The organism is Novacetimonas hansenii JCM 7643 (assembly GCF_000964405.1).
Taxonomy (GTDB): domain Bacteria; phylum Pseudomonadota; class Alphaproteobacteria; order Acetobacterales; family Acetobacteraceae; genus Novacetimonas; species Novacetimonas hansenii.
The window spans coordinates 1-22,114 of record NZ_BANE01000117.1; the positions used below are offsets into that span (position 1 = coordinate 1).

Annotated in this window: 18 protein-coding genes, 1 tRNA gene and 1 riboswitch; of the genes, 9 read left to right on the top strand and 10 right to left on the bottom strand. The window is 62.5% G+C overall.

What is annotated here, in order from left to right:
- Positions 1-285: 285 nt before the first annotated feature.
- From gcvP to B7G66_RS09115, 4 genes are read right to left on the bottom strand one after another with little or no spacing between them, the layout of a single operon-like run.
- On the bottom strand, positions 286-3,171 hold the full coding sequence (gene gcvP, locus B7G66_RS09100; RefSeq protein WP_040511503.1) for an aminomethyl-transferring glycine dehydrogenase: 2,886 nt from the start codon (positions 3,169-3,171) through the stop codon (positions 286-288).
- A gap of 37 nt (positions 3,172-3,208) precedes the next feature.
- Positions 3,209-3,574 carry a glycine cleavage system protein GcvH gene (gcvH, locus tag B7G66_RS09105; RefSeq protein WP_003617900.1) on the bottom strand — a complete coding sequence of 122 codons (366 nt, stop codon included), beginning with the start codon at positions 3,572-3,574 and terminating at the stop codon, positions 3,209-3,211.
- 60 nt (positions 3,575-3,634) lie between these two features.
- Complete coding sequence (gene gcvT / locus B7G66_RS09110) at positions 3,635-4,768, bottom strand: glycine cleavage system aminomethyltransferase GcvT (protein ID WP_003617899.1); 1,134 nt, start codon at positions 4,766-4,768, stop codon at positions 3,635-3,637.
- Positions 4,765-4,950, bottom strand: coding sequence for a hypothetical protein (locus tag B7G66_RS09115; RefSeq protein WP_003617898.1), 186 nt, complete (start codon positions 4,948-4,950; stop codon positions 4,765-4,767). The genes gcvT and B7G66_RS09115 overlap by 4 nt, the downstream gene beginning before the upstream one ends.
- Positions 4,951-5,064: 114 nt before the next feature.
- Positions 5,065-5,154: riboswitch (glycine riboswitch) on the bottom strand.
- 126 nt (positions 5,155-5,280) lie between these two features.
- Between B7G66_RS09115 and B7G66_RS09120 the strand changes: the two genes are divergently transcribed.
- On the top strand, positions 5,281-5,595 hold the full coding sequence (locus B7G66_RS09120; protein ID WP_003617897.1) for a putative quinol monooxygenase: 315 nt from the start codon (positions 5,281-5,283) through the stop codon (positions 5,593-5,595).
- 433 nt (positions 5,596-6,028) lie between these two features.
- On the opposite strand, the gene speE is transcribed toward B7G66_RS09120, so the two are convergent.
- The 3 genes from speE to uvrA form a co-directional block, all read right to left on the bottom strand.
- On the bottom strand, positions 6,029-6,904 hold the full coding sequence (gene speE, locus B7G66_RS09125) for a polyamine aminopropyltransferase (protein ID WP_040511500.1): 876 nt from the start codon (positions 6,902-6,904) through the stop codon (positions 6,029-6,031).
- Between the two features lie 148 nt (positions 6,905-7,052).
- On the bottom strand, positions 7,053-7,517 hold the full coding sequence (gene speD, locus B7G66_RS09130; protein ID WP_040510456.1) for an adenosylmethionine decarboxylase: 465 nt from the start codon (positions 7,515-7,517) through the stop codon (positions 7,053-7,055).
- 172 nt (positions 7,518-7,689) lie between these two features.
- Complete coding sequence (gene uvrA / locus B7G66_RS09135) at positions 7,690-10,767, bottom strand: excinuclease ABC subunit UvrA (protein ID WP_225578673.1); 3,078 nt, start codon at positions 10,765-10,767, stop codon at positions 7,690-7,692.
- 328 nt (positions 10,768-11,095) lie between these two features.
- On the opposite strand from uvrA, the gene ssb reads away from it, so the two are divergent.
- From ssb to B7G66_RS09165, 6 genes are all read left to right on the top strand, one after another.
- Positions 11,096-11,626 carry a single-stranded DNA-binding protein gene (gene ssb, locus B7G66_RS09140; protein WP_003617890.1) on the top strand — a complete coding sequence of 177 codons (531 nt, stop codon included), beginning with the start codon at positions 11,096-11,098 and terminating at the stop codon, positions 11,624-11,626.
- A gap of 170 nt (positions 11,627-11,796) precedes the next feature.
- Positions 11,797-12,366, top strand: coding sequence for an RNA 2'-phosphotransferase (locus tag B7G66_RS09145; RefSeq protein ID WP_003617889.1), 570 nt, complete (start codon positions 11,797-11,799; stop codon positions 12,364-12,366).
- A gap of 224 nt (positions 12,367-12,590) precedes the next feature.
- The gene (gene gyrA, locus B7G66_RS09150; protein WP_408735295.1) at positions 12,591-15,428 is read left to right on the top strand and encodes a DNA gyrase subunit A; all 2,838 of its coding nucleotides are present in this window, start codon (positions 12,591-12,593) and stop codon (positions 15,426-15,428) included.
- Positions 15,421-15,933: a pantetheine-phosphate adenylyltransferase gene (coaD, locus tag B7G66_RS09155; protein ID WP_040510454.1), complete on the top strand. Its 513-nt coding sequence runs from the start codon at positions 15,421-15,423 to the stop codon at positions 15,931-15,933. Before gyrA ends, coaD begins: the two co-directional genes overlap by 8 nt.
- An 84-nt stretch (positions 15,934-16,017) precedes the next feature.
- Positions 16,018-16,509, top strand: a complete 492-nt coding sequence (locus B7G66_RS09160; RefSeq protein WP_003617886.1) for a peptidylprolyl isomerase — start codon at positions 16,018-16,020, stop codon at positions 16,507-16,509.
- A 454-nt stretch (positions 16,510-16,963) separates the two neighbouring features.
- Positions 16,964-17,039 (top strand) — tRNA-Lys (locus tag B7G66_RS09165).
- 311 nt (positions 17,040-17,350) lie between these two features.
- On the opposite strand, the gene B7G66_RS09170 is transcribed toward B7G66_RS09165, so the two are convergent.
- On the bottom strand, positions 17,351-17,917 hold the full coding sequence (locus B7G66_RS09170; protein WP_003617884.1) for a cupin domain-containing protein: 567 nt from the start codon (positions 17,915-17,917) through the stop codon (positions 17,351-17,353).
- A 359-nt stretch (positions 17,918-18,276) separates the two neighbouring features.
- Between B7G66_RS09170 and edd the strand changes: the two genes are divergently transcribed.
- The gene (edd, locus tag B7G66_RS09175) at positions 18,277-20,118 is read left to right on the top strand and encodes a phosphogluconate dehydratase (protein ID WP_003617881.1); all 1,842 of its coding nucleotides are present in this window, start codon (positions 18,277-18,279) and stop codon (positions 20,116-20,118) included.
- Between the two features lie 91 nt (positions 20,119-20,209).
- On the top strand, positions 20,210-20,824 hold the full coding sequence (gene eda / locus B7G66_RS09180; RefSeq protein ID WP_003617879.1) for a bifunctional 4-hydroxy-2-oxoglutarate aldolase/2-dehydro-3-deoxy-phosphogluconate aldolase: 615 nt from the start codon (positions 20,210-20,212) through the stop codon (positions 20,822-20,824).
- Positions 20,825-20,889: 65 nt separating this feature from the next.
- Here the strand turns inward: eda and alkB are convergent, their stop codons facing one another.
- Positions 20,890-21,552 carry a DNA oxidative demethylase AlkB gene (gene alkB, locus B7G66_RS09185; RefSeq protein ID WP_003617877.1) on the bottom strand — a complete coding sequence of 221 codons (663 nt, stop codon included), beginning with the start codon at positions 21,550-21,552 and terminating at the stop codon, positions 20,890-20,892.
- A gap of 164 nt (positions 21,553-21,716) precedes the next feature.
- A partial coding sequence (locus tag B7G66_RS09190) for a DUF2076 domain-containing protein (RefSeq protein WP_048859126.1) occupies positions 21,717-22,114 on the bottom strand: 398 nt, incomplete at its 5' end.

Below are 22,114 nucleotides of genomic sequence, written 5' to 3' on the forward strand. Positions count from 1 at the left end.
GGTGTCGCCTTTTTTCAAAAAGGCGACGTCTTCTGAAGCTTTTTAGAAAAAGCTTCACCAAAAACTTTCATAATTTCAGGATATTATTGAGCCGGACTTTGCAAAAAAACAGGATAACGCCTGAAATGTTCGCGTTCTCTCTTGATGGAGTGTTTTAAAACAGTCGCTCCAACAGCCCCTGAACGCTTTTCATGGATATCGCACAGACGGATTTCCAGAAAAAAAGCCGCCCCGGTAAAGGGCGGCTTTTCGAAATACCCTCAGATGCGCCAGCGCATCCCTGGATCAGTCCTCGGCATAGGTCGAAAGGTCAGGGCATGAGCAGACGAGGTTACGATCCCCATACGCATTGTCCAGCCGGTTGACCGGCGACCAGTATTTGCTTCCCGCCTGCACCGCACCGGGCAGGCACCCGCGCGCACGGTCATATGCACGGTCCCATTCCGGGTCGGTCACGTCACGCACGGTATGCGGCGCATGGCGCAGGGGGCTGTCCTCCACCTTGATCCTGCCGTCCATGACCTCGCCGATTTCTTCATGGATGGCGATCATCGCCTCACAGAAACGGTCAAGCTCTCGCAGGCCCTCGGACTCCGTCGGCTCGATCATGAAAGTGCCCGCGACGGGGAAGCTCACGGTCGGAGCGTGAAAGCCATGATCGACCAGACGCTTGGCGATATCATCGACCGTGACCCCGGCCGTATCGCGCACGGGACGCAGGTCAATGATGCATTCATGCGCCACCCGCCCGTTCACCCCGCGATACAGCACCGGGTAATAATCCGACAGCCGCGCCGCAATGTAATTGGAATTCAGGATCGCAACCTCGGTCGCGCGACGCAGGCCCGCATCCCCCATCATTTTCATATAGGTCCATGAAATCGGCAACACGTCGGCTGAACCGAATGGGGCCGCGCACACGGCATTGGCTTCGCCCAGTTCGGGGCGACCGGGCAGGAAAGGCGCCAGATGCGCACCAACCCCGATCGGCCCCATGCCCGGCCCACCACCGCCATGCGGGATGCAGAACGTCTTGTGCAGGTTGAAATGGCTGACGTCCGACCCATATGACCCCGGCCGTGACAACCCGACCTGCGCATTCATGTTCGCGCCATCCAGGTAAACCTGCCCACCCGCCGCATGAACCAGATCGCACAGTTCGCGCACGCTTTGTTCAAACACGCCATGGGTGGAGGGGTAGGTAATCATGATCGCGGCAAGCTGCTGCGCATGCTGCGCGATGCGGGCCTTCAGGTCATCCATGTCCACGTTGCCATGTTCATCGCATTTGACGACGACAACCTTCATCCCCGCCATCTGCGCCGAAGCCGGGTTGGTGCCATGGGCTGATGCCGGGATCAGGCACACGTCACGCCCGGCCTCGCCGCGTGCGCGGTGATAGGCACGGATCGCCAGCAGCCCGGCATATTCGCCCTGCGCACCCGAATTGGGCTGGAGCGAGACGGCGTCATACCCGCTGATGCGGCACAGCATCTGCTGCAGTTCCGCGAACAGTTCGGCATACCCCTCCATCTGGTCCGCCGGGGCAAAGGGATGGATGTCACAGAATTCGGGCCACGTGATCGGCATCATCTCCGCCGTCGCGTTCAGCTTCATCGTGCATGACCCCAGCGGGATCATCGAACGGTCCAGCGCCAGATCCTTGTCCGCCAGGCGGCGCAGGTAACGCAGCATGTCAGTTTCAGAGCGATAGGCACTGAAGACCGCCTGCGTCAGCAACGCGCCCGTACGCGCCAGCGCCTGTGGGATTGCGGTGGCCGGGGCGTCAAGCGTCCCTTCCATCGCGGCCACGCGGGCCGCATCACCGGCAAAGCAGGTCCAGATCGCACGCACCACTTCGGGTGTCGTGGTTTCGTCAAGGCTGAGGCCAAGGGTATGCGCATCAACCCGGCGCAGGTTCATTCCCGCCGCCACCGCACGATTGACGATGTCCGCCGTGCGTTCACCCGTCGCGATGGTCAGCGTGTCAAAGAACGCATCCGTGCGCACATCCTCGCCCAGCGCGCGCAGACCCGCCGCCGCCACGACACACAGGCGATGAATACGCGTGGCGATGGCATGCAGCCCGTCCGGCCCATGATACAGCGCATACATCGACGATACGACGGCAGGCAGCACCTGCGCGGTACAGATGTTCGACGTCGCCTTTTCACGGCGAATGTGCTGTTCGCGCGTCTGCAACGCGAGACGATAGGCAGGCTCGCCCCGCGAATCGATCGATACGCCGACAAGGCGACCGGGCATGTTGCGCTTGAACGCATCCCGCACCGCCATATATGCCGCATGCGGGCCACCCGCGCCCATCGGCATGCCGTAACGCTGCATCGAACCGACCGCGATATCAGCCCCCAGCGCGCCCGGACTTTCAAGCAGCAGAAGCGCCATCGGGTCCGCCGTCATCGCCGCGATCGCACCAGCCGCATGCAGGGCCGCGATCGCGGCACGCGGATCACGCACCTGCCCGGACGACCCCGGATACTGGAACAATGCGCCAAACACCTCGTCCGCGTGCAGGTCATGCGCCGGATCGCCCACCACCAGCGTCCAGCCCATCGGTTCGGCACGGGTCCGCAGGACGGAAATCACCTGCGGGTGACAGTCCGCATCGACAAAGAACGACATTGCCTTGCTGCGTGCGACGCGACGGGCCATGGCCATCGCTTCCGCCGCCGCCGTCGCCTCATCCAGAAGGGAGGCATTGGCCACGTCCAGCCCGGTCAGTTCGGTCACAAGCGTCTGAAAGTTCAGCAGCGCCTCCAGCCGGCCCTGGCTGATTTCAGGCTGGTACGGGGTATAGGCCGTGTACCAGGCCGGGCTTTCCAGCACGTTGCGCTGGATCACGCCCGGCAGGAACGTATTGTAATATCCCTGCCCGATCAGGGACGTCATCACCTTGTTGCGGCCCGCGATCTGACGCAGGCGTTCAAGGGCCTGCGTTTCGGACATGCCGGCACCCAAACCCATTTCCCCCTTCAGGCGGATATCGCCGGGGACGGTCTGCGCCATCAGGTCCTCAAGGCTTTCGGCCCCCACGACATCAAGCATGTCGCGCACATCGTGGGCGTCGGGGCCAACATGACGCGCACAAAACGCGTCAGGATCGCTGCCCGTACCCTGCCACAGGGGGGAATTATCGGTGGAAGACGTCATGATCGGGAACTCCGTCAGGTCACAGGCAGCAGGAATGTCAGGCCAGCAGCGCGGCATAGGCCGCAGCATCCAGCAGGCCGTCAAGCTGCGACCTGTCAGCCATCTTCATGCGCACGATCCAGCCGCCGGCCTCCGGCTCGCGGTTGATCAGCGACGGATCATCGGACAACGCGTCGTTAAAGGATGTGACCGTGCCACCAACCGGGGCATAGATGTCGGAGGCGGCCTTCACCGATTCCACAACCGCGACACTGTCGCCCTGCGCGACGTCGGTGCCTGCATCCTTGCCTTCGACAAAGACCAGTTCGCCCAGCTCATCTGCCGCATGCTGCGTGATGCCGACGACGACTTCGTCACCCTCGATGCGCAGCCACTCATGTTCCTTGGTGTAATAGATGCTCATGATCCGCCCATTCTTCCGTAATGTTGGGGGTTGAAAATAACCGGGGTGGAAAACCGGGACCTAGCGCCGGAAGGTCGGCGCCACGAACGGCAGCGCCACGACATGAACCGGCAGGACACGCCCCCGCACACCCGCGAACAGCGGCGTGCCGATGGCCGCCGATGCCGTATCGACATATCCCATCGAAACCGGTCCGGGGACGCTGGGGCCGAACGCACCCGATGTCACATGCCCGACCTGGTGCGTGCCTTCGGCATCACTGAACAACGGCGCACCGCCACGGATCGGGGCACGCCCCTCCCCCCGCAGGCCGACGCGACGGCGCGCAGCCCCTTCGGAGAGATGCTTTGCCACGATATCAGCACCGGGATAGCCACCGGCGCGCACGCCACCGGGGCGGCGGCTTTTCTGGATCGACCATTCCAGCGCGCCTTCGACCGGCGACGTCGTGGTGTCGATATCCGACCCATACAGGCACAACCCGGCCTCCAGCCGCAGGCTGTCGCGCGCGCCCAGCCCGGCCGCCGCGATATCCGTACAGGCCAGCAGCGCACGGGCAACATCTTCCGCCTGTCCGGCAGGCATGCCGATCTCGAACCCGTCCTCCCCGGTATAGCCCGAGCGCGAGACGATGCAGGCAACGCCCGCGATATCGGTTTCGATCACGTCCATGAACCGCATGGCCGCCGTCGCGGGGGCCAGTTCGGCCATCGCCGCAACCGCCGCAGGCCCCTGCGCCGCGATCAGCGCGCGATCCGACAGGAACTCCACCTCGCATACATCGGCAATTCCCGCCTGTATCAGGGCAAAATCCGCATCCTTGCACGCCGCATTGACCACCAGCAGGAACCATGTCCCCATGTTGGCGATCATCAGGTCATCGCTGATGCCGCCATCTTCGCGCATCAGCAGCGCATAACGCTGCCGTCCGGGACGCAGGGCGAGGATATCGGCAGGGACCAGACGTTCAAGCGCAAGCGCCGCATCCGCCATGACGCCCGAACGCGGGCGCACGCGCACCTGTCCCATGTGCGAGACGTCAAAGATGCTGCCCGCCGCGCGGGTATGCAGGTGTTCGGCCATGACACCGGCCTCATACTGGACCGGCATGTCATACCCGGCGAAGGGCACCATGCGCCCCCCCAGTTCAAGATGCAGCGCGTGCAGCGGCGTGCGCAAAAGACCCTCGGTCATGCGAAGACTACCTCGTCATTGCGATATGACCCGACAGCGCACGCGCCACGACCCACGCCCCGCGACGGCACGGATGCCGGCAGGGTACGGATCACGGCATGATGGCGCGCACAGGCGGGACATGTGCGGGGGGATGCAGGAAATTGCGAAATCGTTATGATCTGTGCCGAAAGCGTGGACATGAAAAGGGCTCCTGCGACTCCGTAATGGATATCACCTGCCCCTTCTGTCACCTGTGCCTGAGATCGCTATCCCGTCGGCGGGCGCACCGGAACCGGGCGCCTCTTTCCAGAAGTTATCATCGACCGGTCCTTTTGCCTGAGAGTTTCCGGGGCGGTTGCTCCTTCGGCGCCGGCACATGGCCGGTCTCTCCCGTATCGATACCCGACTGCTTGACATGACACCCGAACACAAGTCAATCCATGAAAACGCCTGATGTCCCGCGTCCATGCGCCCACGCTGGCATGCACCGGTGCGGGGCATCTGATTCCCTTGTGACAAGGATGCCAGACATGACCGACACGCCCCTGATCATCATCGCGGAATTCGAAACCACGGCCGCCACGCGCGCGCCCTTCCTCGTAGCCTGCATCGAGGACAGCATCCGGTCAGTCACGGATGAGGCGGGATGTTCATGCTTTGACGTGCTGACCACGCCGGATGAACCGGATACGGTGATCCTGCACGAGGTCTATGACAGCCCCGCGGCGTTTGACGCCCATCAGGCAACGCCACATTTCAAGGCGTTCAGCAATGCGGTGGACACGCTGAAGATACGCCTCGTAAGTGTGCGCAGGACGGTACGCAACATACCAGCGCCCAAATAAGAGAGCGTTTGAAAACAACTCATTGATACAAAATAAGAAACGTTTTTGGGTGCTGCCTTTTTTCAGAAAGGCAGCGTCTTTTGAAGCTTTTTAGAAAAAGCTTCACCAAAAATCTTTATAATTTCAGGATGTTATTGAGTCTGACTTTATCAAACAGCGTCTGATAAGGGGTTCCGGGTGCCGCTATTTTCAAACATGCACCCCCTTTGGAACCTGACCAAAAGGGATGCCTGAAACGGCGGAACCTGCGACTTGCCGGAACAACAAAAGTTTTGGGCGCACCTTTTTTAAAAATCACCCAAAGATGTCGCCTTTAAAATCAAAGGCGACATTCAGGAACGTCTGTCATTCCCGACCACGCTGTCATTTTCAAACAGCCATTTATGAAGGTCAGGCCAAAGGGCGGGACGTGCGACATCCCACCCGTACGGGGTCAGCCCCTGGGGGTATAACCAGGCAGGTTCCGCGCGATGTAGGGCGGCAACACGAAGGAGGCGACGTGCATTTCGGGCGTCCAGTACTGGCACTCCCCAATGCCTGCCTTGCGCGCACGTTCACGGATCGTCGCGACATCCTGCGTGCCCGGTGCATCCCCCTTCGCCGCGATGCCCAGTGTCATGAACCCGCCGACATAGGTCGGAACCGCCGCGACATAGGCCGAGACATGGCGGAAGAACTGCGCACGGCGCGCGCTGGTGTCACGCAGTTCATCGGCCTGCATGAAGGGCACGCCGCACTGGTTCACGATCAGGCCGTTATCCGTCAGGATTCGCGCGCAATGACGATAGAACGAATCGGTAAACAGGACTTCGCCCACGCCAATCGGGTCCGTGCTGTCGACGATGATCGCGTCAAAGGAGGCATCGGGCGCGGTGGCAACATATTCGATGCCATCGCCCACGATCACCTCGGCACGCGGATCGTTCCATGCATCCCCTGCGATGTCGGGCAGGAATTGTTTGGACAGGGAGATGACCTCCCCGTCGATTTCCACCATGACCGCGCGTTCGACGGTGCCATGTTGCAGCACACGACGCAGGACACCGCCGTCCCCCGCCCCGATAATCAGGACATTGCGCGCCGCCCCATGAGCAAGCAGCGGCACATGTGTCAGCATTTCCTGATACACGAACTCATCACGCCCGGTGATCTGCACAACACCATCGAGCATCAGGACACGGCCATAATCCTCGTTCTCGAACACCGCGATGTCCTGGAACGCGCTCTTGGTCTGGGCCAGCATCTTGTTGACACGAAACTGCTGCCGCCAGCCACCATAGAGGGTTTCGCTGATCCAGATGTCGGACATCACGGTACTCCTTGAAAAATATCCATGCGAAAGCGGGCCGGACACAAGGGTCCGGCCTGCCATTCTTTCCCATGCGGGAAGTATCGGTTATGGGCGGGAAAAACACGCCACGGCATGGGAACACATGACGTGTTCCCATGCGCACGCATTACAGCGCGACGCGGCCGCGACGCTGTTCATCGACCTCGATCCGGCCGGCCTGGAACAGGCGCTGCATGACCGGAATCGCAAGGTGGGGGTCGCATGCGCCGCACATGAAGATATCCACGGCGGCGAAGTTACGCTCCGGCCACGTATGGATGGAAATGTGGCTTTCCGCCAGCACGACCACACCCGACACACCACCATTGGGCGTGAAATGATGGAAGTGACTGTGCAGGATTGTCGCCCCGGCCGTCACTGCGGCTTCACACAGGGTGCGGTCAATCTGTTCCGGATTGTCAAGATTGTGCGCATCCCAAAGATCGACAAGAAGATGCGTTCCCGCAAACTTCATCCCGTCTTTTTCGACGAAGTAATCTTTCCGGTCGTCGTCGGACGAAAACGGCGCTGAAGAGATCTGGTTATCGCTCGGGAGTTCCGAGACCATCCCCAGTTGAGCAAGTGCGTTCATCACGTACCCCCAAACCAGTAGACAGCCTGTTGGGCAGACATTGCCCCCTTGGGCCAAGAGCGCCGCTGATAGGGCTTCTGCCGGGCGGAACGCAAGCATTTTCCGCATGATGGGCACAATATTTTTTGTTTTTTCCCATCACGCGTGCAACCGCGTCCCGCCATGGCGGGTTCTATCCGCCCTTCATCGGCTTTTTTCCGCCTTTTTTCGCCTTTGGCGTGACCTTGGCCGCCACAGTGCGCGTTTTCGACGCGGCGGGAGTTTTTTTCACGCCCTTGCGCCCGGGACTCTGCTTTGCAGGCGCATCGCCCGGCTGCTGCGCAAGTGCCGCCTTCGCCGCCTTGGCGCCTGCCCCCCGCAGGAGCGGACGCAGGAACCGGCCGGTATGGCTTGCGGAAGTCGCGGCAATGTCCTCCGGCGTGCCCTCGGCCACGATACGGCCACCGCCGTCGCCCCCTTCCGGCCCCATGTCGATCACCCAGTCGGCGGTCTTGATCACCTCCAGGTTATGTTCGATCACCACCACCGTGTTGCCCTGCGCCACAAGCGCATGCAGCACCTCAAGCAGCTTTCGCACATCCTCGGTATGCAGGCCGGTCGTCGGTTCATCAAGGATGTAGAGCGTGCGTCCCGTCGCACGCCGCGCCAGTTCCTTCGACAGCTTCACACGCTGCGCCTCCCCCCCTGAAAGGGTCGTCGCCTGCTGCCCCAGCGCAACATAACCCAGCCCCACCTTCTGCAGGATGGCAAGGCGGTCGCGGATGCGCGGCACGGCGGAAAAGAAAGGCAGCGCCTCGTCCACCGACATCGCCAGCACATCGGCGATCGACTGGCCACGGAACTTCACCTCCAGCGTTTCGCGATTATAGCGCGCGCCCTTGCACGTATCGCAGGTGACGAACACGTCGGGCAGGAAGTGCATCTCGATCTTCAGCACGCCATCCCCCTGGCACGCCTCGCACCGCCCGCCCTTCACGTTGAAGGAAAAACGTCCCGCCTTGTAACCCCGCGCCTTGCTTTCGGGCAGTTCGGCGAACCAGTCGCGAATCGGGGTGAACAGGTCGGTATAGGTCGCGGGATTGGAACGCGGGGTCCGCCCGATGGGGGACTGGTCGATGTCGATGATCTTGTCGAGCTGTTCGATCCCGTCGATGTCCCGATACGGGGCGGGGTTCTGTCCCGATCCCATCAGGCGGCGCGACAGGGCCTTGTACAGCGTGTCGATCACCAGTGTGGACTTGCCCCCGCCCGAAACCCCCGTGACGCAGGTGAACGTGCCCAGCGGGAAGCGCGCGGTCACATCCTTGAGGTTGTTGCCGCACGCCCCACGCAGGACGAGTTCACGCGCCGGGTCGATGGGGCGGCGCTGTGCCGGGACCTCGATACGTTTACGCCCCGACAGATACGCCCCCGTCAGGCTGTCGGGATTGGCGGCGACCTGCTGCGGTGTGCCGCACGCAACGACATTCCCGCCATTGACGCCAGCACCCGGCCCCATGTCGATCAACCAGTCCGCGGCACGGATCGCATCTTCGTCATGTTCGACGACAATCAGCGTATTGCCCAGCCGCTTGAGCCGTTCCAGCGTGCCCAGCAGGCGTTCATTGTCGCGCTGGTGCAGCCCGATGGACGGTTCGTCAAGGACATACAGCACCCCCGTCAGGCCCGAGCCGATCTGGCTGGCAAGGCGGATGCGCTGACTTTCCCCCCCCGACAGCGTGGCCGACCCGCGCGACAGCGTCAGGTAATCCAGCCCCACATCATCAAGGAACCGCAACCGGTCAAGGATTTCACGCAGGATGCGCCGCGCGATTTCCGCGCGCTGCGGGCTTAACGTTTCCTCCACGGTGGCAAACCATTCCAGCGCGCGGCGGATGGGCATGTCGGACGCCTGCGCGATGTTCAGGCCCGCCACCTTCACCGACAGCGCCTCCGGCCGAAGGCGCGCACCATGGCAGACATGACACGGCTTTTCAGACTGATAACGCGAAAGCTCCTCGCGCACCCAGACGCTGTCGGTTTCCGCCATGCGGCGGCGCAGGTTGGTGACAACGCCCTCGAACGGCTTGGTCAGGGTATAGCTGCGGCGGTCATCACGGTAGGTGAAGGCGATGGGATCACGCCCGCCATCAAGGATGACGTCGCGCACCTCCTGCGGCAGGTCGCGCCAGGGCGTATCCATGCTGACACCGTAATGTGCGGCCACACCAGCCAGCGTCTGCTGGTAATACGGGCTTTGGCTGTTGCGCCAGGGCGCAATGGCCCCACCGGCAAGCGACAGCCCCTCGTCCGGGACCACGAGGTGGGGGTCAAAGAACGTCTCCAGCCCGATTCCGTCACAGGCGGGGCAGGCGCCCTGCGGTGCATTGAAGGAAAACAGCCGTGGTTCGATCTCCTCCAGCGTAAAGCCGCTGACGGGACAGGCAAAGCGCGAGGAAAAAACGGTGCGCTCCGTGGGTGTGTCATCGGATTCATCCGTCGCGCGCCGCACCTCCTCGGCATAGACAAGCCCATCGGACAGCGACAACGCGGTTTCGAAACTGTCGGCAAGGCGTGATTCCAGCCCTTCGCGCACGACGATGCGGTCCACCACTGCCTCCACCGTATGGCGCAGGCGGCGGTTCAGGTCCGGCACATCGGCGATTTCATACAGCGTCCCGTCCACCTTCACCCGGGTAAAGCCCTTGCGCTGCAGGTCGGCCAGTTCCTTGCGACATTCGCCCTTGCGGTCACGCAGAACCGGGGCAAGCAGCATCAGACGCGTCCCCTCCGGCATGGCCATCACACGATCGACCATCTGGCTGATGGTCTGCGCCTCGATCGGCAGGCCGGTGGCGGGGGAATAGGGCACACCCGCGCGCGCCCACAAAAGACGCATGTAGTCATGGATTTCCGTGACCGTACCCACGGTGGAACGCGGGTTTTTCGACGTGGTCTTCTGCTCGATGGAAATGGCGGGGGACAGGCCTTCGATCGAATCCACATCCGGCTTGCCCATCAGTTCCAGGAACTGCCGCGCATAGGCCGAAAGGCTTTCCACATAGCGGCGCTGCCCTTCGGCATAGATGGTGTCGAACGCCAGCGACGATTTCCCCGACCCCGACAGGCCCGTCATGACCGTCAGCGCGTCGCGCGGGATATCGACATCAATGTCCTTGAGGTTGTGCGCGCGTGCGCCCCGCACCCGAATCGCCGGGCCGGTTACGTGCTGCACACCGGCCCCCGCCCGTGCGGGAGAAGAATCGTCCATATTATCCTCCTGCCCCACCGACGCCGCGTGGGGACCGAATGTGATGTTGCCATGTTGTTCTGTCCCCATCCCACTCATAGGGCAAGGGGCCGTGAGGGAAGTCGCCGATTTTTTCCCGATTGCCTTTCCACCACTGCATCGGGGAAGACGCAGCATATCGCCAAAGCAGGGCTTTGCCGTTCCGGCCCAATCTGTTCTAGGATGGGGGATCACGACCGGCCGGACCGCCCAGCGGCGGACATGGCGGTTTCCGACGGACCGGCCCCTGCCCCCGATACCGGGATGCAAGGCAGCCGCCCGCGAACCCGAACAGCAAGCAGGACATCAAATGGCGGGTAGCGTCAACAAGGTCATCCTCGTAGGTAATCTGGGCAAGGACCCGGAGATCCGCAACAGCCAGAACGGCGCAAAAATCGTATCCCTGACCCTGGCAACCAGCGAGACATGGAACGACCGCGCCTCTGGCGAACGGCGCGAGCGTACGGAATGGCACCGCGTTGTCATCTTCAACGAACGCATTGGCGATGTGGCCGAACGTTTCCTGCGCAAAGGGCGCAAGGTCTACCTTGAAGGGACGTTGCAGACCCGTAAATGGACGGACCAGTCGGGGATGGAGCGTTACACCACCGAGGTGGTGATCGACCGTTTCCGTGGCGAACTCGTCCTGCTCGACAGCAATCGCGGCGGTGAGGGTGGCGAAGGTGGCGGGTATGGCGGCGGCCCCGGTGGGGGTGGCGGGTATGGCGGTGGCGCGCCCCGCCCGGCGCAGGCCCCCCGTTCCACGCCACCCGCAGGTGGCGGCGGCGGATGGGACGCGCCGTCGGGCGGCAGCGACCTTGACGATGAAATCCCGTTCTGAGTGCGCCGCGTCTGACAGGCCGCGAAGGCTGCCTGAAAATATATATTCAAAAATATATATTCAAAATCCACGACTGAAGGAGGGCGCGCGAATGCGCCCTTTTTCACAGGTGGCCCGTATCGCCGGGCACAGCACAAGAGAGCGGAGCCGCAAAGAACGGAACAGGCCCCATGAAGACGGACGCCCCCCGCACGCGACGGCCCCTGACCGATCGCGAAATCAGCAAATTCCTCAGCCTTGTACTGCGTCACGCACCGGAGCGGATCGCTATCAGCCTCGACCCGCAGGGGTGGGTGGAAACCACCATCCTGATCCGTCAGGCCCGCAGGCATGGCCAGACATTCGACCTGCCGAGCCTGCAACGCGTGGTGCGCGACAATGACAAGCAGCGCTTTACCCTGTCGCCCGACGGCAAACGGATCCGCGCGGCACAGGGCCATTCCATCGCGGTGGATCTGGCGCTGCCCCCCGCCATCCCGCCTGCGGTCCTGTGGCATGGCACGGCACGCACCAGCCTGGAATCGATTTTCCGTGACGGGCTGCTGCCCGGACGCAGGCGGCATGTCCATCTTTCCAACGACGAGGCCACGGCCATGACGGTTGGGACACGCCATGGCCGGGCCGTGGTCATGCGCGTCGCGGCAGGGCGGATGCATGATGATGGCCTGACATTATGGCGGGCGGATAATGGCGTCTGGCTGACCGACGGCGTGCCGCCATGCTATCTCTCTTTCGCCTGATGCGCATGCGACCGCACGGGGGCGGCGCGTGCTGCGACATCAGGGGAACAGGCGCATACGCAATGCGATGCGGGATAGGCACTTGCACGCCCGCGCCCCCGCCCGTACGTTCCCATGCGCGACATGCTTCGCGCATGGGCGCAATTCTGCTATTGGAGGGCAACAAACCCGCACGCCATGCGCGATGCGAGTCCTGATGCCCGCCCCCGCCCGCTTTCCCCCGAATGCGTGCGAAAACCAGCCATGACGGAACTGCCTTGACCGAAATTCCCGAACAGACTCCGCCCTCCGACATGCTGCCGGTGACCATTGAGGAGGAGATGCGCTCCTCCTATCTGGCGTATGCCATGTCCGTCATCGTCAGCCGCGCGCTGCCTGATGTGCGCGACGGACTGAAACCGGTGCATCGACGCATCCTGTATTCCATGCGCGAAAGCGGCTTTACCCATGACAAGCCGTACCGCAAATCGGCCCGTGCGGTCGGTGACGTCATGGGTAAATACCACCCCCATGGCGACTCCTCCATCTATGACGCCATGGTGCGCATGGCGCAGTCATGGTCGATGCGGGTCAAGCTGATCGACGGGCAGGGCAATTTCGGGTCGGTCGATGGCGATTCCCCCGCCGCCATGCGTTATACCGAGGCACGCCTGGCGCGGGCGGCCTCTTTCCTGCTTGACGATATCGACCGCGACACCGTCGATTTCCAGCCCAATTATGACGAGAGCGAGCAGGAACCCCAGATCCTGCCCGCCGCGTTCCCCAACCTGCTGGTCAACGGTGCATCGGGCATCGCAGTCGGCATGGCCACCAACATCCCGCCGCATAACCCCGGCGAGATCATCGACGCCACGCTGGCGATGATCGAACGTCCCGACATGACGCTCGACGACATTTTGCAGTACGTCCCCGGCCCCGATTTTCCCACCGGCGGGACGATCCTGGGCCGCGCGGGCATCCGCAGTGCGTTCGAAACGGGACGCGGGTCCGTCATCATCCGCGCCCGTGCCGAGGTCGAGGATATCCGCCGTGACCGCAAGGCCATCATCGTCACCGAAATCCCGTATCAGGTGAACAAGGCCACCTTGCAGGAACGCATTGCCGAACTGGTCCGTAACAAGCAGGTGGAGGGCATTTCCGACATCCGCGACGAAAGCGACCGTTCGGGCATGCGCATCGTCATCGAGATCAAGCGTGACGCGACGCCCGAGGTGGTGCTGAACCAGTTGTACCGCTTTACGCAGTTGCAGACTTCATTCGGGGTCAACATGCTCGCCCTTGATGGCGGGCAGCCGCGCCTGATGGGCCTGAAGGACGTATTGCAGGCCTTCATCCGCTTTCGCGAGGAAGTCATCCTGCGCCGCGCACGCTTTGACCTGAACAAGGCGCGCGACCGTGGGCACCTGCTGGTCGGGCTGGTCATTGCGGTGGCCAATATCGACGCGGTCATCGCACTGATCCGTGCGGCCCCGGACGCCGCCACCGCGCGCGCCGCCCTGATGGAACGCGCATGGGACGCGGGTGACATCGCCCCGCTGCTTGCGCTGATCCATGATGAGGGCAATGTGGTGGTGGACCAGCGCGTCCACCTGACGGAGGCACAGGCACGCGGCATCCTGGAACTGCGCCTGCAGCGCCTGACCGGACTGGAACGTGACAAGATCCAGCAGGAACTGTCCGAAGTCGCGACACGCATCAACGAACTGCTGGAAATCATCGCCAGCCGTCCGCGCCGCATGGAGGTCATGCGCAACGAACTGGCGACGGTGCGCGCCGAAATCGCAACGCCGCGTGCCACAGACATCGCCGATTACGCAGGCGACCAGACGGATGAAAGCCTGATTGAACCGGGGCAGATGGTCGTGACCATCACGCGTGACGGTTTCATCAAACGCACGCCGCTTGACGTCTTTCGCGCGCAGAACCGTGGCGGGCGCGGGCGCACGGCGGCGGGACGGCGGGGCGATGACATCATCATCCGTTCGTTCAATGCCCATACGCATCAATGGGTGCTGTTCTTCTCCTCCGGCGGTAAGGCCTATCGTGAAAAGGTCTGGCGCCTGCCCGAAGCCAGCCCCACGGCCAAGGGACGCGCACTGGTCAACCTTTTGCCCGACCTTGGCGAGGATTCGATCACTGCCGTGCTGCCCCTGCCGCAGGACGAGGATCTGTGGGAGAACCTGCACCTTGTCTTTGCCACATCATCAGGGAACGTGCGGCGCAACAGGCTGAGCGATTTCCGCAATATCCGCTCCTCCGGGCTGATCGCCATGAAGCTGGATGACGGCGACAGGCTGATCGGCGTCGCCACCTGCCGCGAAGGGCAGGACGTCTTCCTTGGCACGCGCAATGCGCGCTGCATCCGGTTCCAGATCACGGACGACACCCTGCGCGTGTTCGCGGGACGCGGCAGTTCGGGCGTGCGCGGCATCCGCCTTGCCGAAGGGGACGAGGTCAACAGCCTGTGCGTGCTGAACCATGTTGACGCCACGGTGGAGGAACGGTCCGCCTATCTGCGGATTGCCAACGCACGCCGCCGCGCCGAAAATGCCGCCCAGAACGGCGAAGACACCGACACCACCCCCGATATCGCCAGCGATGACGAGGAAACGGCCACCGACCTCGCCCTGCCCCCCGAACGCGTGATGGAAATGGAAGGGGCGGAGGAAATCCTCCTGATCGTCAGCAATGCCGGGTTTGGCCGTCGTTCCTCCGCCTATGACTACCGTGTCAGCGGACGCGGCGGGCTGGGTATCAACAACATGTCCTTTCCCACCGCGCGGCGTGGCAACGCGGTGGTTGCGACCCTGCCGGTGCTCGCGGGAACGGATGTCATGCTTGTCACCGATGCGGGCCGCCTGATCCGCCTGCCGGTGGACCAGATCCGCATCATGTCCCGACAGGCCAGCGGCGTGACCCTGTTCCGCCTGAACGATACCGAAGAAGTCACCAGCGTCTTCCCTGTCATGGATGATGGCGAAGATGATGAGACCGACGCGACAGGCACGGATGAAAACGCGACCGGCGAAACCGGTGCCGCAACGGACGGCCACGATGACTGACGCGCGTGTGCGCGCCGGCTTTTACCCCGGCACCTTTGACCCGGTGACGAATGGCCACCTCGATATCATCGCGCGGGCGTCCCGTCTGGTGGGGCGTCTGGTGATCGGGGTGGCAAAGGACACGACCAAGCAGCCCCTGCTTTCACTGCAAGAGCGGATTGCGTGCCTGCGCACCGATATCGCGGCCCTTGGCCTGCCCCCTTCGACCGTGATCGAGGTGGTGGGATTCGAAGGGTTGCTGGTCAACGCCGCCCATGCGCATGGGGCACATGCGATATTTCGTGGCCTGCGGGCGGTTGCGGATTTCGATTACGAGAACCAGATGTCAGCAATGAACACGCATCTGGCCCCGGATATCGAGACCGTTTTCCTTATGGCGCGACAGGGGAACCAGTATATCTCCTCCCGCCTGGTCAAGGAGATCGCGCGGCTGGAGGGGGACATTACGGACTTTGTCTCCCCCTCCACCCGTCAGTGCGTTCTGGCGCGCCTGCAGGGCCGCTGAAAGCAGCCCTTGGCTGCGCGTCCCCTGCGCGCATGGGACGCCCGCCAGTTTTTTTCAATCACAAGCGACAGGAAACGGACCGTCATGTCTGACACGAACAAGGCCGACCTTATCAACATGGACCTCAAGACCGGGCGCGTGGTCATCCGCCTGCGTCCCGACCTCGCGCCCCTGGCGGCGGAACGCATCCGCACGCTGTCGGCCGAAGGGTTTTATGACAACACACCGTTCCACCGCGTCATCCATGGGTTCATGGCACAGGGCGGCGACCCGACCGGCACCGGCACGTCGGGCAGCAAGCTGCCGGACCTGAAGGCTGAATTCACCAACAAGGCAAAGTTCGAACGCGGCACGCTCGGCATGGCCCGCACCATGAACCCCGACAGCGCCAACAGCCAGTTCTTCATCATGTTCGAACCCTCCCCCCACCTTGATGGCCAGTACACGATCGTCGGCCAGGTGATCGAAGGCATGGACCATATCGACCAGATCAAGCGTGGCGCGGGACATAGCGGCATGGTGCAGGAGCCCGACCGCATCATCAAGATGCGTCCTGCCGACGACGCGGCGGCCTGAACCCAGACACCGGTGCGGCACACGCAAGCCGCACATGGGGGCCATGTCATCATGGTCCCCAACACGGGCACCGCCGAAAGGCGCGTCAGGGAACATATTGAAATCATAAAGAAGTTTTCAGGGCAGCTTTTGGCCAGAACGTCCGGAAAAGACAACCTGCCGGTAAAAAAGCACCCCGATCCCCAGACCCCGCCCCGGTATTCCCGTTTGCCATTACCGTGCGCCGCAGGGTGTCCTGAAACAATCCCGCAGGGTCACGATCATCAATTCGTGGCGTAACGGACAACAACTCCCCTTAATATCAGCGATTTAGTTCGCGGGTATATTTTCATCTTCTCCTTGACAGTCCGCATCAGGCCGCCTACACCCCCGCTTGAGCAGTAAAGGGACGTCAAGGCGCGTCGGGTCGTCCATGACCTGACCCCTGTTACGGCAGGCCAGATCCCCTTATCGTGAGCCGGTAGCTCAGTCGGTAGAGCATTCGACTTTTAATCGAATGGTCGTGGGTTCGAATCCCACCCGGCTCACCATCATTTTCCCAATATTTTCCCGGGCATGCCTTTTTCCTTGCCCTGGCGCCCCCTATCCCAGGCACCACGCATATATCCGATACGATACATCGCGGCCACGTCTGTGATTACGCCTGTGCCCTGACACCATTCCGGGACAGGGGCTGGAATGATCAGTTCCACATAACCATCTGACATAAAAATCATAAAATCTCTGGGATCTGCCTTTTCCCAAAGGGGCGATGTCTTTTGCAGCTTTTGAAAACGCTTCCCCGGGGCTTGCTGTTCATTGTCATCCCAGAATGCCGAAACACCTGTTTATCACCTGTTTATCAGTGGAAATGACAGGGTTGCCCGATGGTTGGGGATATATCCATCTGCACGACCATCAGGTCCACAGCACCGTCGCCAACATTGCCCCCCAGATGTCCCCTGCGCCCCTGCATCGGCCCGGTGCGAAACGGGCGGGTATTCTGATCCTCGCCCAGCAGGACGTCCCCCGGCCCCATTTCGACACGCGCGCCATCCATCGCCTGCACAAACCAACGCCCATGCAGGGGCACAATCCACTGCACCTTTGGATCTTCATGCCATGTCCCGTCCCAATGTGGGGGCTGCACCGTCATCAGCACCGTCGCACGGCCGTCTGGCTGCCGGTCCTGCCATTGCGGGCCCGCGGGTGGGGACATGCTCTCCAACACGAACCGTGTCAGCGGACAGGTCGCGATATGGCTGATACCCTGTGCATCGGTCCACATATGATGGTAGGTAAACTGTGGCGGTGACGGTTCCTGTGGGGCGGCCCGCAGAACCCCGGGCGACAATACCTGCACCACAAGGACCAGCCCAACCGCCAGCATCCATGCCCGGCACCACCTGTTTTCATGCCCCATGATCATTTCATGAATCCCCCATGCAAATATCGCGCTGCCACAGCGTTGCACCCATGCGGCGATTGGTTGGATATGGTGCCGCCCCCATAACCCGGATCAGGAACGGAATTTTGTAAATCTGGTGACGAACAGCACGCATAAATAATTAAAATACCAAAACGAGACATTAATTATAATTTTATGTCTTGTTTTTGTTAATATTATGTCATATATAACTTCATTCTGATATGTCGCCATGCCATGACGATATCAATCCGGCCGAAATACCGCGTTCCGCCCTGTTCCTTTGCGGCCGGACGCAACAGAAAATGTATCATCGGGATTGCAACAGCAATCTGCGGCCACATGACATTCTGTGAGAACTGATGAGCCTGAATCCTGTCCTGACTGCCGTAACCGATCGCGTGATCGAACGTTCCGCACGATCGCGTCGCCATTACCTTGACCTGATCGCACGGGAAAAGGACGCCGGCATATCGCGCCCGCACCTGGCCTGCGGCAACCTTGCCCACGCCTTTGCCGCGGCAGGAGAGGACAAAGCCGGTATCAGGGCGCAGCGCGCGATGAATATCGGTATCATCACATCCTATAACGACATGCTTTCCGCGCATCAGCCCTATGGCCGGTACCCGGACCAGATCAAGCTGTTCGCCCGTGAGGTCGGGGCCACGGCACAGGTGGCCGGGGCCACGCCCGCGATGTGCGACGGCGTGACACAGGGTCAGCCAGGGATGGAACTGTCGCTGTTCAGCCGTGACGTGATCGCGATGTCCACCGCGGTCGGGCTGAGCCATGGGATGTACGAAGGCGTCGCGATGCTTGGCATCTGTGACAAGATCGTACCGGGCCTGCTGATGGGGGCGCTGCGCTTTGGGCACCTGCCCACCATCCTGATCCCGTCGGGGCCGATGCCTTCGGGCATTTCCAACAGCGAAAAGCAGCGTGTCCGCCAGCTTTATGCCGAAGGCAAGGTGGATCGCGAACGCCTGATGGATGCAGAGGCAGCGTCCTACCACGCGCCGGGCACCTGCACGTTCTATGGCACGGCCAACACCAACCAGATGCTGATGGAGGTCATGGGCCTGCACCTGCCCGGCTCCTCCTTCGTGCCGCCCAACACGAAACTGCGTCAGGAACTGACGCGCGCGGCCATCCACCGGCTGACGCAGATCGGGCCGAACGGCAACGATTACCGCCCGCTGGGCCATTGCGTTGACGAACGCGCCATCGTCAACGCCGCCGTTGGCCTGCTGGCGACGGGCGGGTCCACAAACCTTGCCATCCACATCCCGGCGATGGCGCGCGCAGCGGGCATCATCATCGACTGGGAAGACCTCGACCGCCTGTCCGCCGTGGTGCCGCAACTGACGCGCGTCTATCCCAACGGATCGACCGATGTGAACGGCTTTCATCAGGTAGGCGGCATGTCCAGCCTCATTGGCTCCCTGCTTGATGCCGGACTGCTGCATCCTGATATCCTGACCGTCACCGAAGGTGGCTTCACCCGTTACCGCACCGCACCGCATATGCGCGACGACAGACTGGTATGGGAAGAAGCCGGGCCATCACGCGACGACACGGTCCTGCGCGCACCAGCCAACCCGTTCCGCAAGGATGGCGGCATGCGCCTGATGCAGGGGAACCTCGGGCGCGGCATTTACAAGACGAGCGCCGTGGCGCCAGAACGCTGGACGATTGAGGCCCCGGCCCGGATATTCGAAGACCAGCAGGACGTGATCGACGCGTTCAAGGCAGGCGAACTTGATCGTGACGTGATCGTCGTCGTGCGCTTTCAGGGACCGGCTGCCAACGGCATGCCCGAACTGCACCGCCTGACACCGACACTCAGCGTCCTTCAGGATCGCGGCCACAAGGTCGCGCTGATGACCGATGGCCGCATGTCCGGGGCCAGTGGCAAGGTACCCGCCGCCATCCATATCGGCCCAGAGGCCCATGCCGGCGGCCCGCTGTCGCGCCTGCGCGATGGGGACATGGTGCGGGTATGCGCGCGATCCGGGCGCATCGACGTGTTGATGGATGCGGCGCAATGGGAACAGCGTACGCCCGCCACCGGACCAAGGGGTGGTTTCGGCACGGGACGCGAACTGTTCGCGCTGATGCGTGACGGTGTGGACAGCCCCGAACGCGGGGCTTCGGCCATTCTTGCCGCGATGGACCATATGGCCGAAGCCGAAGGGCTGTCGTAAAATCCGCGCACAGAACCCGGACGTAAAGCCGGGCATAAGATACCGTCATCCCCGCCCCGCCGGGACCAGATAAAACCAAGGAAACACCATCGTGGCTACCATCGAAGACATCATGACACTGTCCCCGGTCATTCCGGTGCTTGTCATCCATGACCCTGCTCATGCCCGTCCCGTGGCCGAGGCCCTTGTCGCGGGGGGGCTGCGCACGCTGGAGGTTACGCTGCGTACGGAGCGCGCGCTTGACGTCATCGCGGAAATGGCAAAGGTCGAAGGCGCGGTCGTCGGTGCGGGCACGGTGCTGAACAAGGCCGACCTCGATGCCAGCGTGCGGGCAGGCGCACGCTTTATCGTCAGCCCCGGCCTGACCAAGCCGCTGGCGCATGCGGCGCGGGACGCGGACGTACCGCTGCTGCCGGGCATCGCCAATGCGGGCGACATCATGCGCGGGCTTGACCTTGGCCTGACACGCTTCAAATTCTTTCCTGCCGAGGCGTCAGGCGGGATTGCAGCGCTCAAGGCGTTGTCGGCCCCGTTCGGACAGGTCCGTTTCTGTCCCACAGGGGGGATCCGTCAGGACACGGCGGCAAACTGGCTGGCGTTGCCGTCAGTACTGTGCGTGGGCGGGTCATGGCTGGTGCCGTCGGGCACCCCGGACGCAACCGAAATCACCACCCGTGCCCGCGCGGCTGCGGCACTTACGGCCTGATCCCCCATCACTTTAGCAGGCCGATCGCCTGACAGGGCGGGCACGCATCCCGCGTCGTCAGGTGGTCAGGCAGTCAGGCGGAATGTCAGGTTATAGCGCACATCCCCACACAGCGGATGATGCGCCAGGAGCAGTGGCGCGATCCCGTGCCATGTCAGGCGTGACGCCCCGCCCCACACCACGACATCCCCATGGCGCACCACGATGCGGCGCACAGGGGCCGCACGTGTTGGCCCGCCCCACAGGAACACCGCCGCCACCCCGAGCGAGATGGAGACGATGGGCGCGTCACACCGTTCATCACGATCCTGATGCAGCCCCATCCGGTCACCCGGGCCATAACGGTTGATCAGGCCAGAATCCGGCACGAACCGTGCATATCCCGCCTTTTGCGCGCATTCCCCCGCAAGGTCACGCAACAGGGCAGGCATAGGCGGCCACGGCCGTCCCGTCCGGGGATCATGCGTTTCATAACGGTATCCCGCCGCATCACTGACCCAGACACGCGCGCCACATCCGCTCATGCCCACCGACATGCGGCCCCCACCGGGCGTCGCCATATGCCGTAACGGCGCACGCCGTACGATATCGCTGATGATCGACAGGAGTACGCCTGCCCGGTCGTGGACAAGGCCGGGCAATAGCCATGCACCGGGCGACAGCGCCTGTGCGGGGGCATCCCTGCGGCCCGGCGGTTCCTCCGTATTGAACAAGATGCCCTGCGTCATCGAACCACCTCCCGGCAAGGCGCATAATAACAAGGCCCATAATAATACGATGCCACGGCATGTCTGGCCGGGATTTTCCATCTGTGGCGCCAGATGGGGATACCATCATAAAAAAGGCCATCGCACCTGGATGGCCTTTTCATCGTCATGTTGGGATGGTTGCGTCAGAAGCTGTTGTCGTCACCCGCATCAAAACCGCCGCCATCATCGAACCCGCCTGCATTGTCGCCACCGGCGTCAAAGCCCTGATCGGCGGTCGTGCCGCTGCCCGCGAACGGATCAGCGGATGCGCCACCCGCGCCGGAATCGCCATAATTGTTGTTGATGATGGTTTCACCACCACCGGGCACCCCACCCGCGCCAAAGCCGGCATCACTGTCATGATGGCCACTGAACAGGCCCGTCAGGGCGTTACCCACCATCATGCCGCCAGCGACACCTGCCGCCGTCGTCAGGGCGGACCCAAGGAAACCCGAACCACGCTGCGGGAACATGCCAGGCTGCATCCCCGGCGGATAGACCGGCTGCGGCGGGGCGGCAGGGGCGGCGCCCCCACCCCAGC

Excerpts from the sequence above, each read along its gene's own strand:
- alkB (WP_003617877.1), bottom strand. The coding sequence starts at position 21,552 with ATGACGCAGGGCATCTTGTTCAATACGGAGGAACCGCCGGGCCGCAGG.
- ssb (WP_003617890.1), top strand. The coding sequence starts at position 11,096 with ATGGCGGGTAGCGTCAACAAGGTCATCCTCGTAGGTAATCTGGGCAAG.
- gcvH (WP_003617900.1), bottom strand. The coding sequence starts at position 3,574 with ATGAGCATCTATTACACCAAGGAACATGAGTGGCTGCGCATCGAGGGT.
- gcvP (WP_040511503.1), bottom strand. The coding sequence starts at position 3,171 with ATGACGTCTTCCACCGATAATTCCCCCCTGTGGCAGGGTACGGGCAGC.
- uvrA (WP_225578673.1), bottom strand. The coding sequence starts at position 10,767 with ATGGACGATTCTTCTCCCGCACGGGCGGGGGCCGGTGTGCAGCACGTA.
- coaD (WP_040510454.1), top strand. The coding sequence starts at position 15,421 with ATGACTGACGCGCGTGTGCGCGCCGGCTTTTACCCCGGCACCTTTGAC.
- B7G66_RS09160 (WP_003617886.1), top strand. The coding sequence starts at position 16,018 with ATGTCTGACACGAACAAGGCCGACCTTATCAACATGGACCTCAAGACC.
- B7G66_RS09115 (WP_003617898.1), bottom strand. The coding sequence starts at position 4,950 with ATGTCCACGCTTTCGGCACAGATCATAACGATTTCGCAATTTCCTGCA.
- B7G66_RS09145 (WP_003617889.1), top strand. The coding sequence starts at position 11,797 with ATGAAGACGGACGCCCCCCGCACGCGACGGCCCCTGACCGATCGCGAA.
- edd (WP_003617881.1), top strand. The coding sequence starts at position 18,277 with ATGAGCCTGAATCCTGTCCTGACTGCCGTAACCGATCGCGTGATCGAA.
- speE (WP_040511500.1), bottom strand. The coding sequence starts at position 6,904 with ATGTCCGACATCTGGATCAGCGAAACCCTCTATGGTGGCTGGCGGCAG.
- gyrA (WP_408735295.1), top strand. The coding sequence starts at position 12,591 with ATGCGTGCGAAAACCAGCCATGACGGAACTGCCTTGACCGAAATTCCC.
- B7G66_RS09170 (WP_003617884.1), bottom strand. The coding sequence starts at position 17,917 with ATGATCATGGGGCATGAAAACAGGTGGTGCCGGGCATGGATGCTGGCG.
- speD (WP_040510456.1), bottom strand. The coding sequence starts at position 7,517 with ATGAACGCACTTGCTCAACTGGGGATGGTCTCGGAACTCCCGAGCGAT.
- gcvT (WP_003617899.1), bottom strand. The coding sequence starts at position 4,768 with ATGACCGAGGGTCTTTTGCGCACGCCGCTGCACGCGCTGCATCTTGAA.
- B7G66_RS09120 (WP_003617897.1), top strand. The coding sequence starts at position 5,281 with ATGACCGACACGCCCCTGATCATCATCGCGGAATTCGAAACCACGGCC.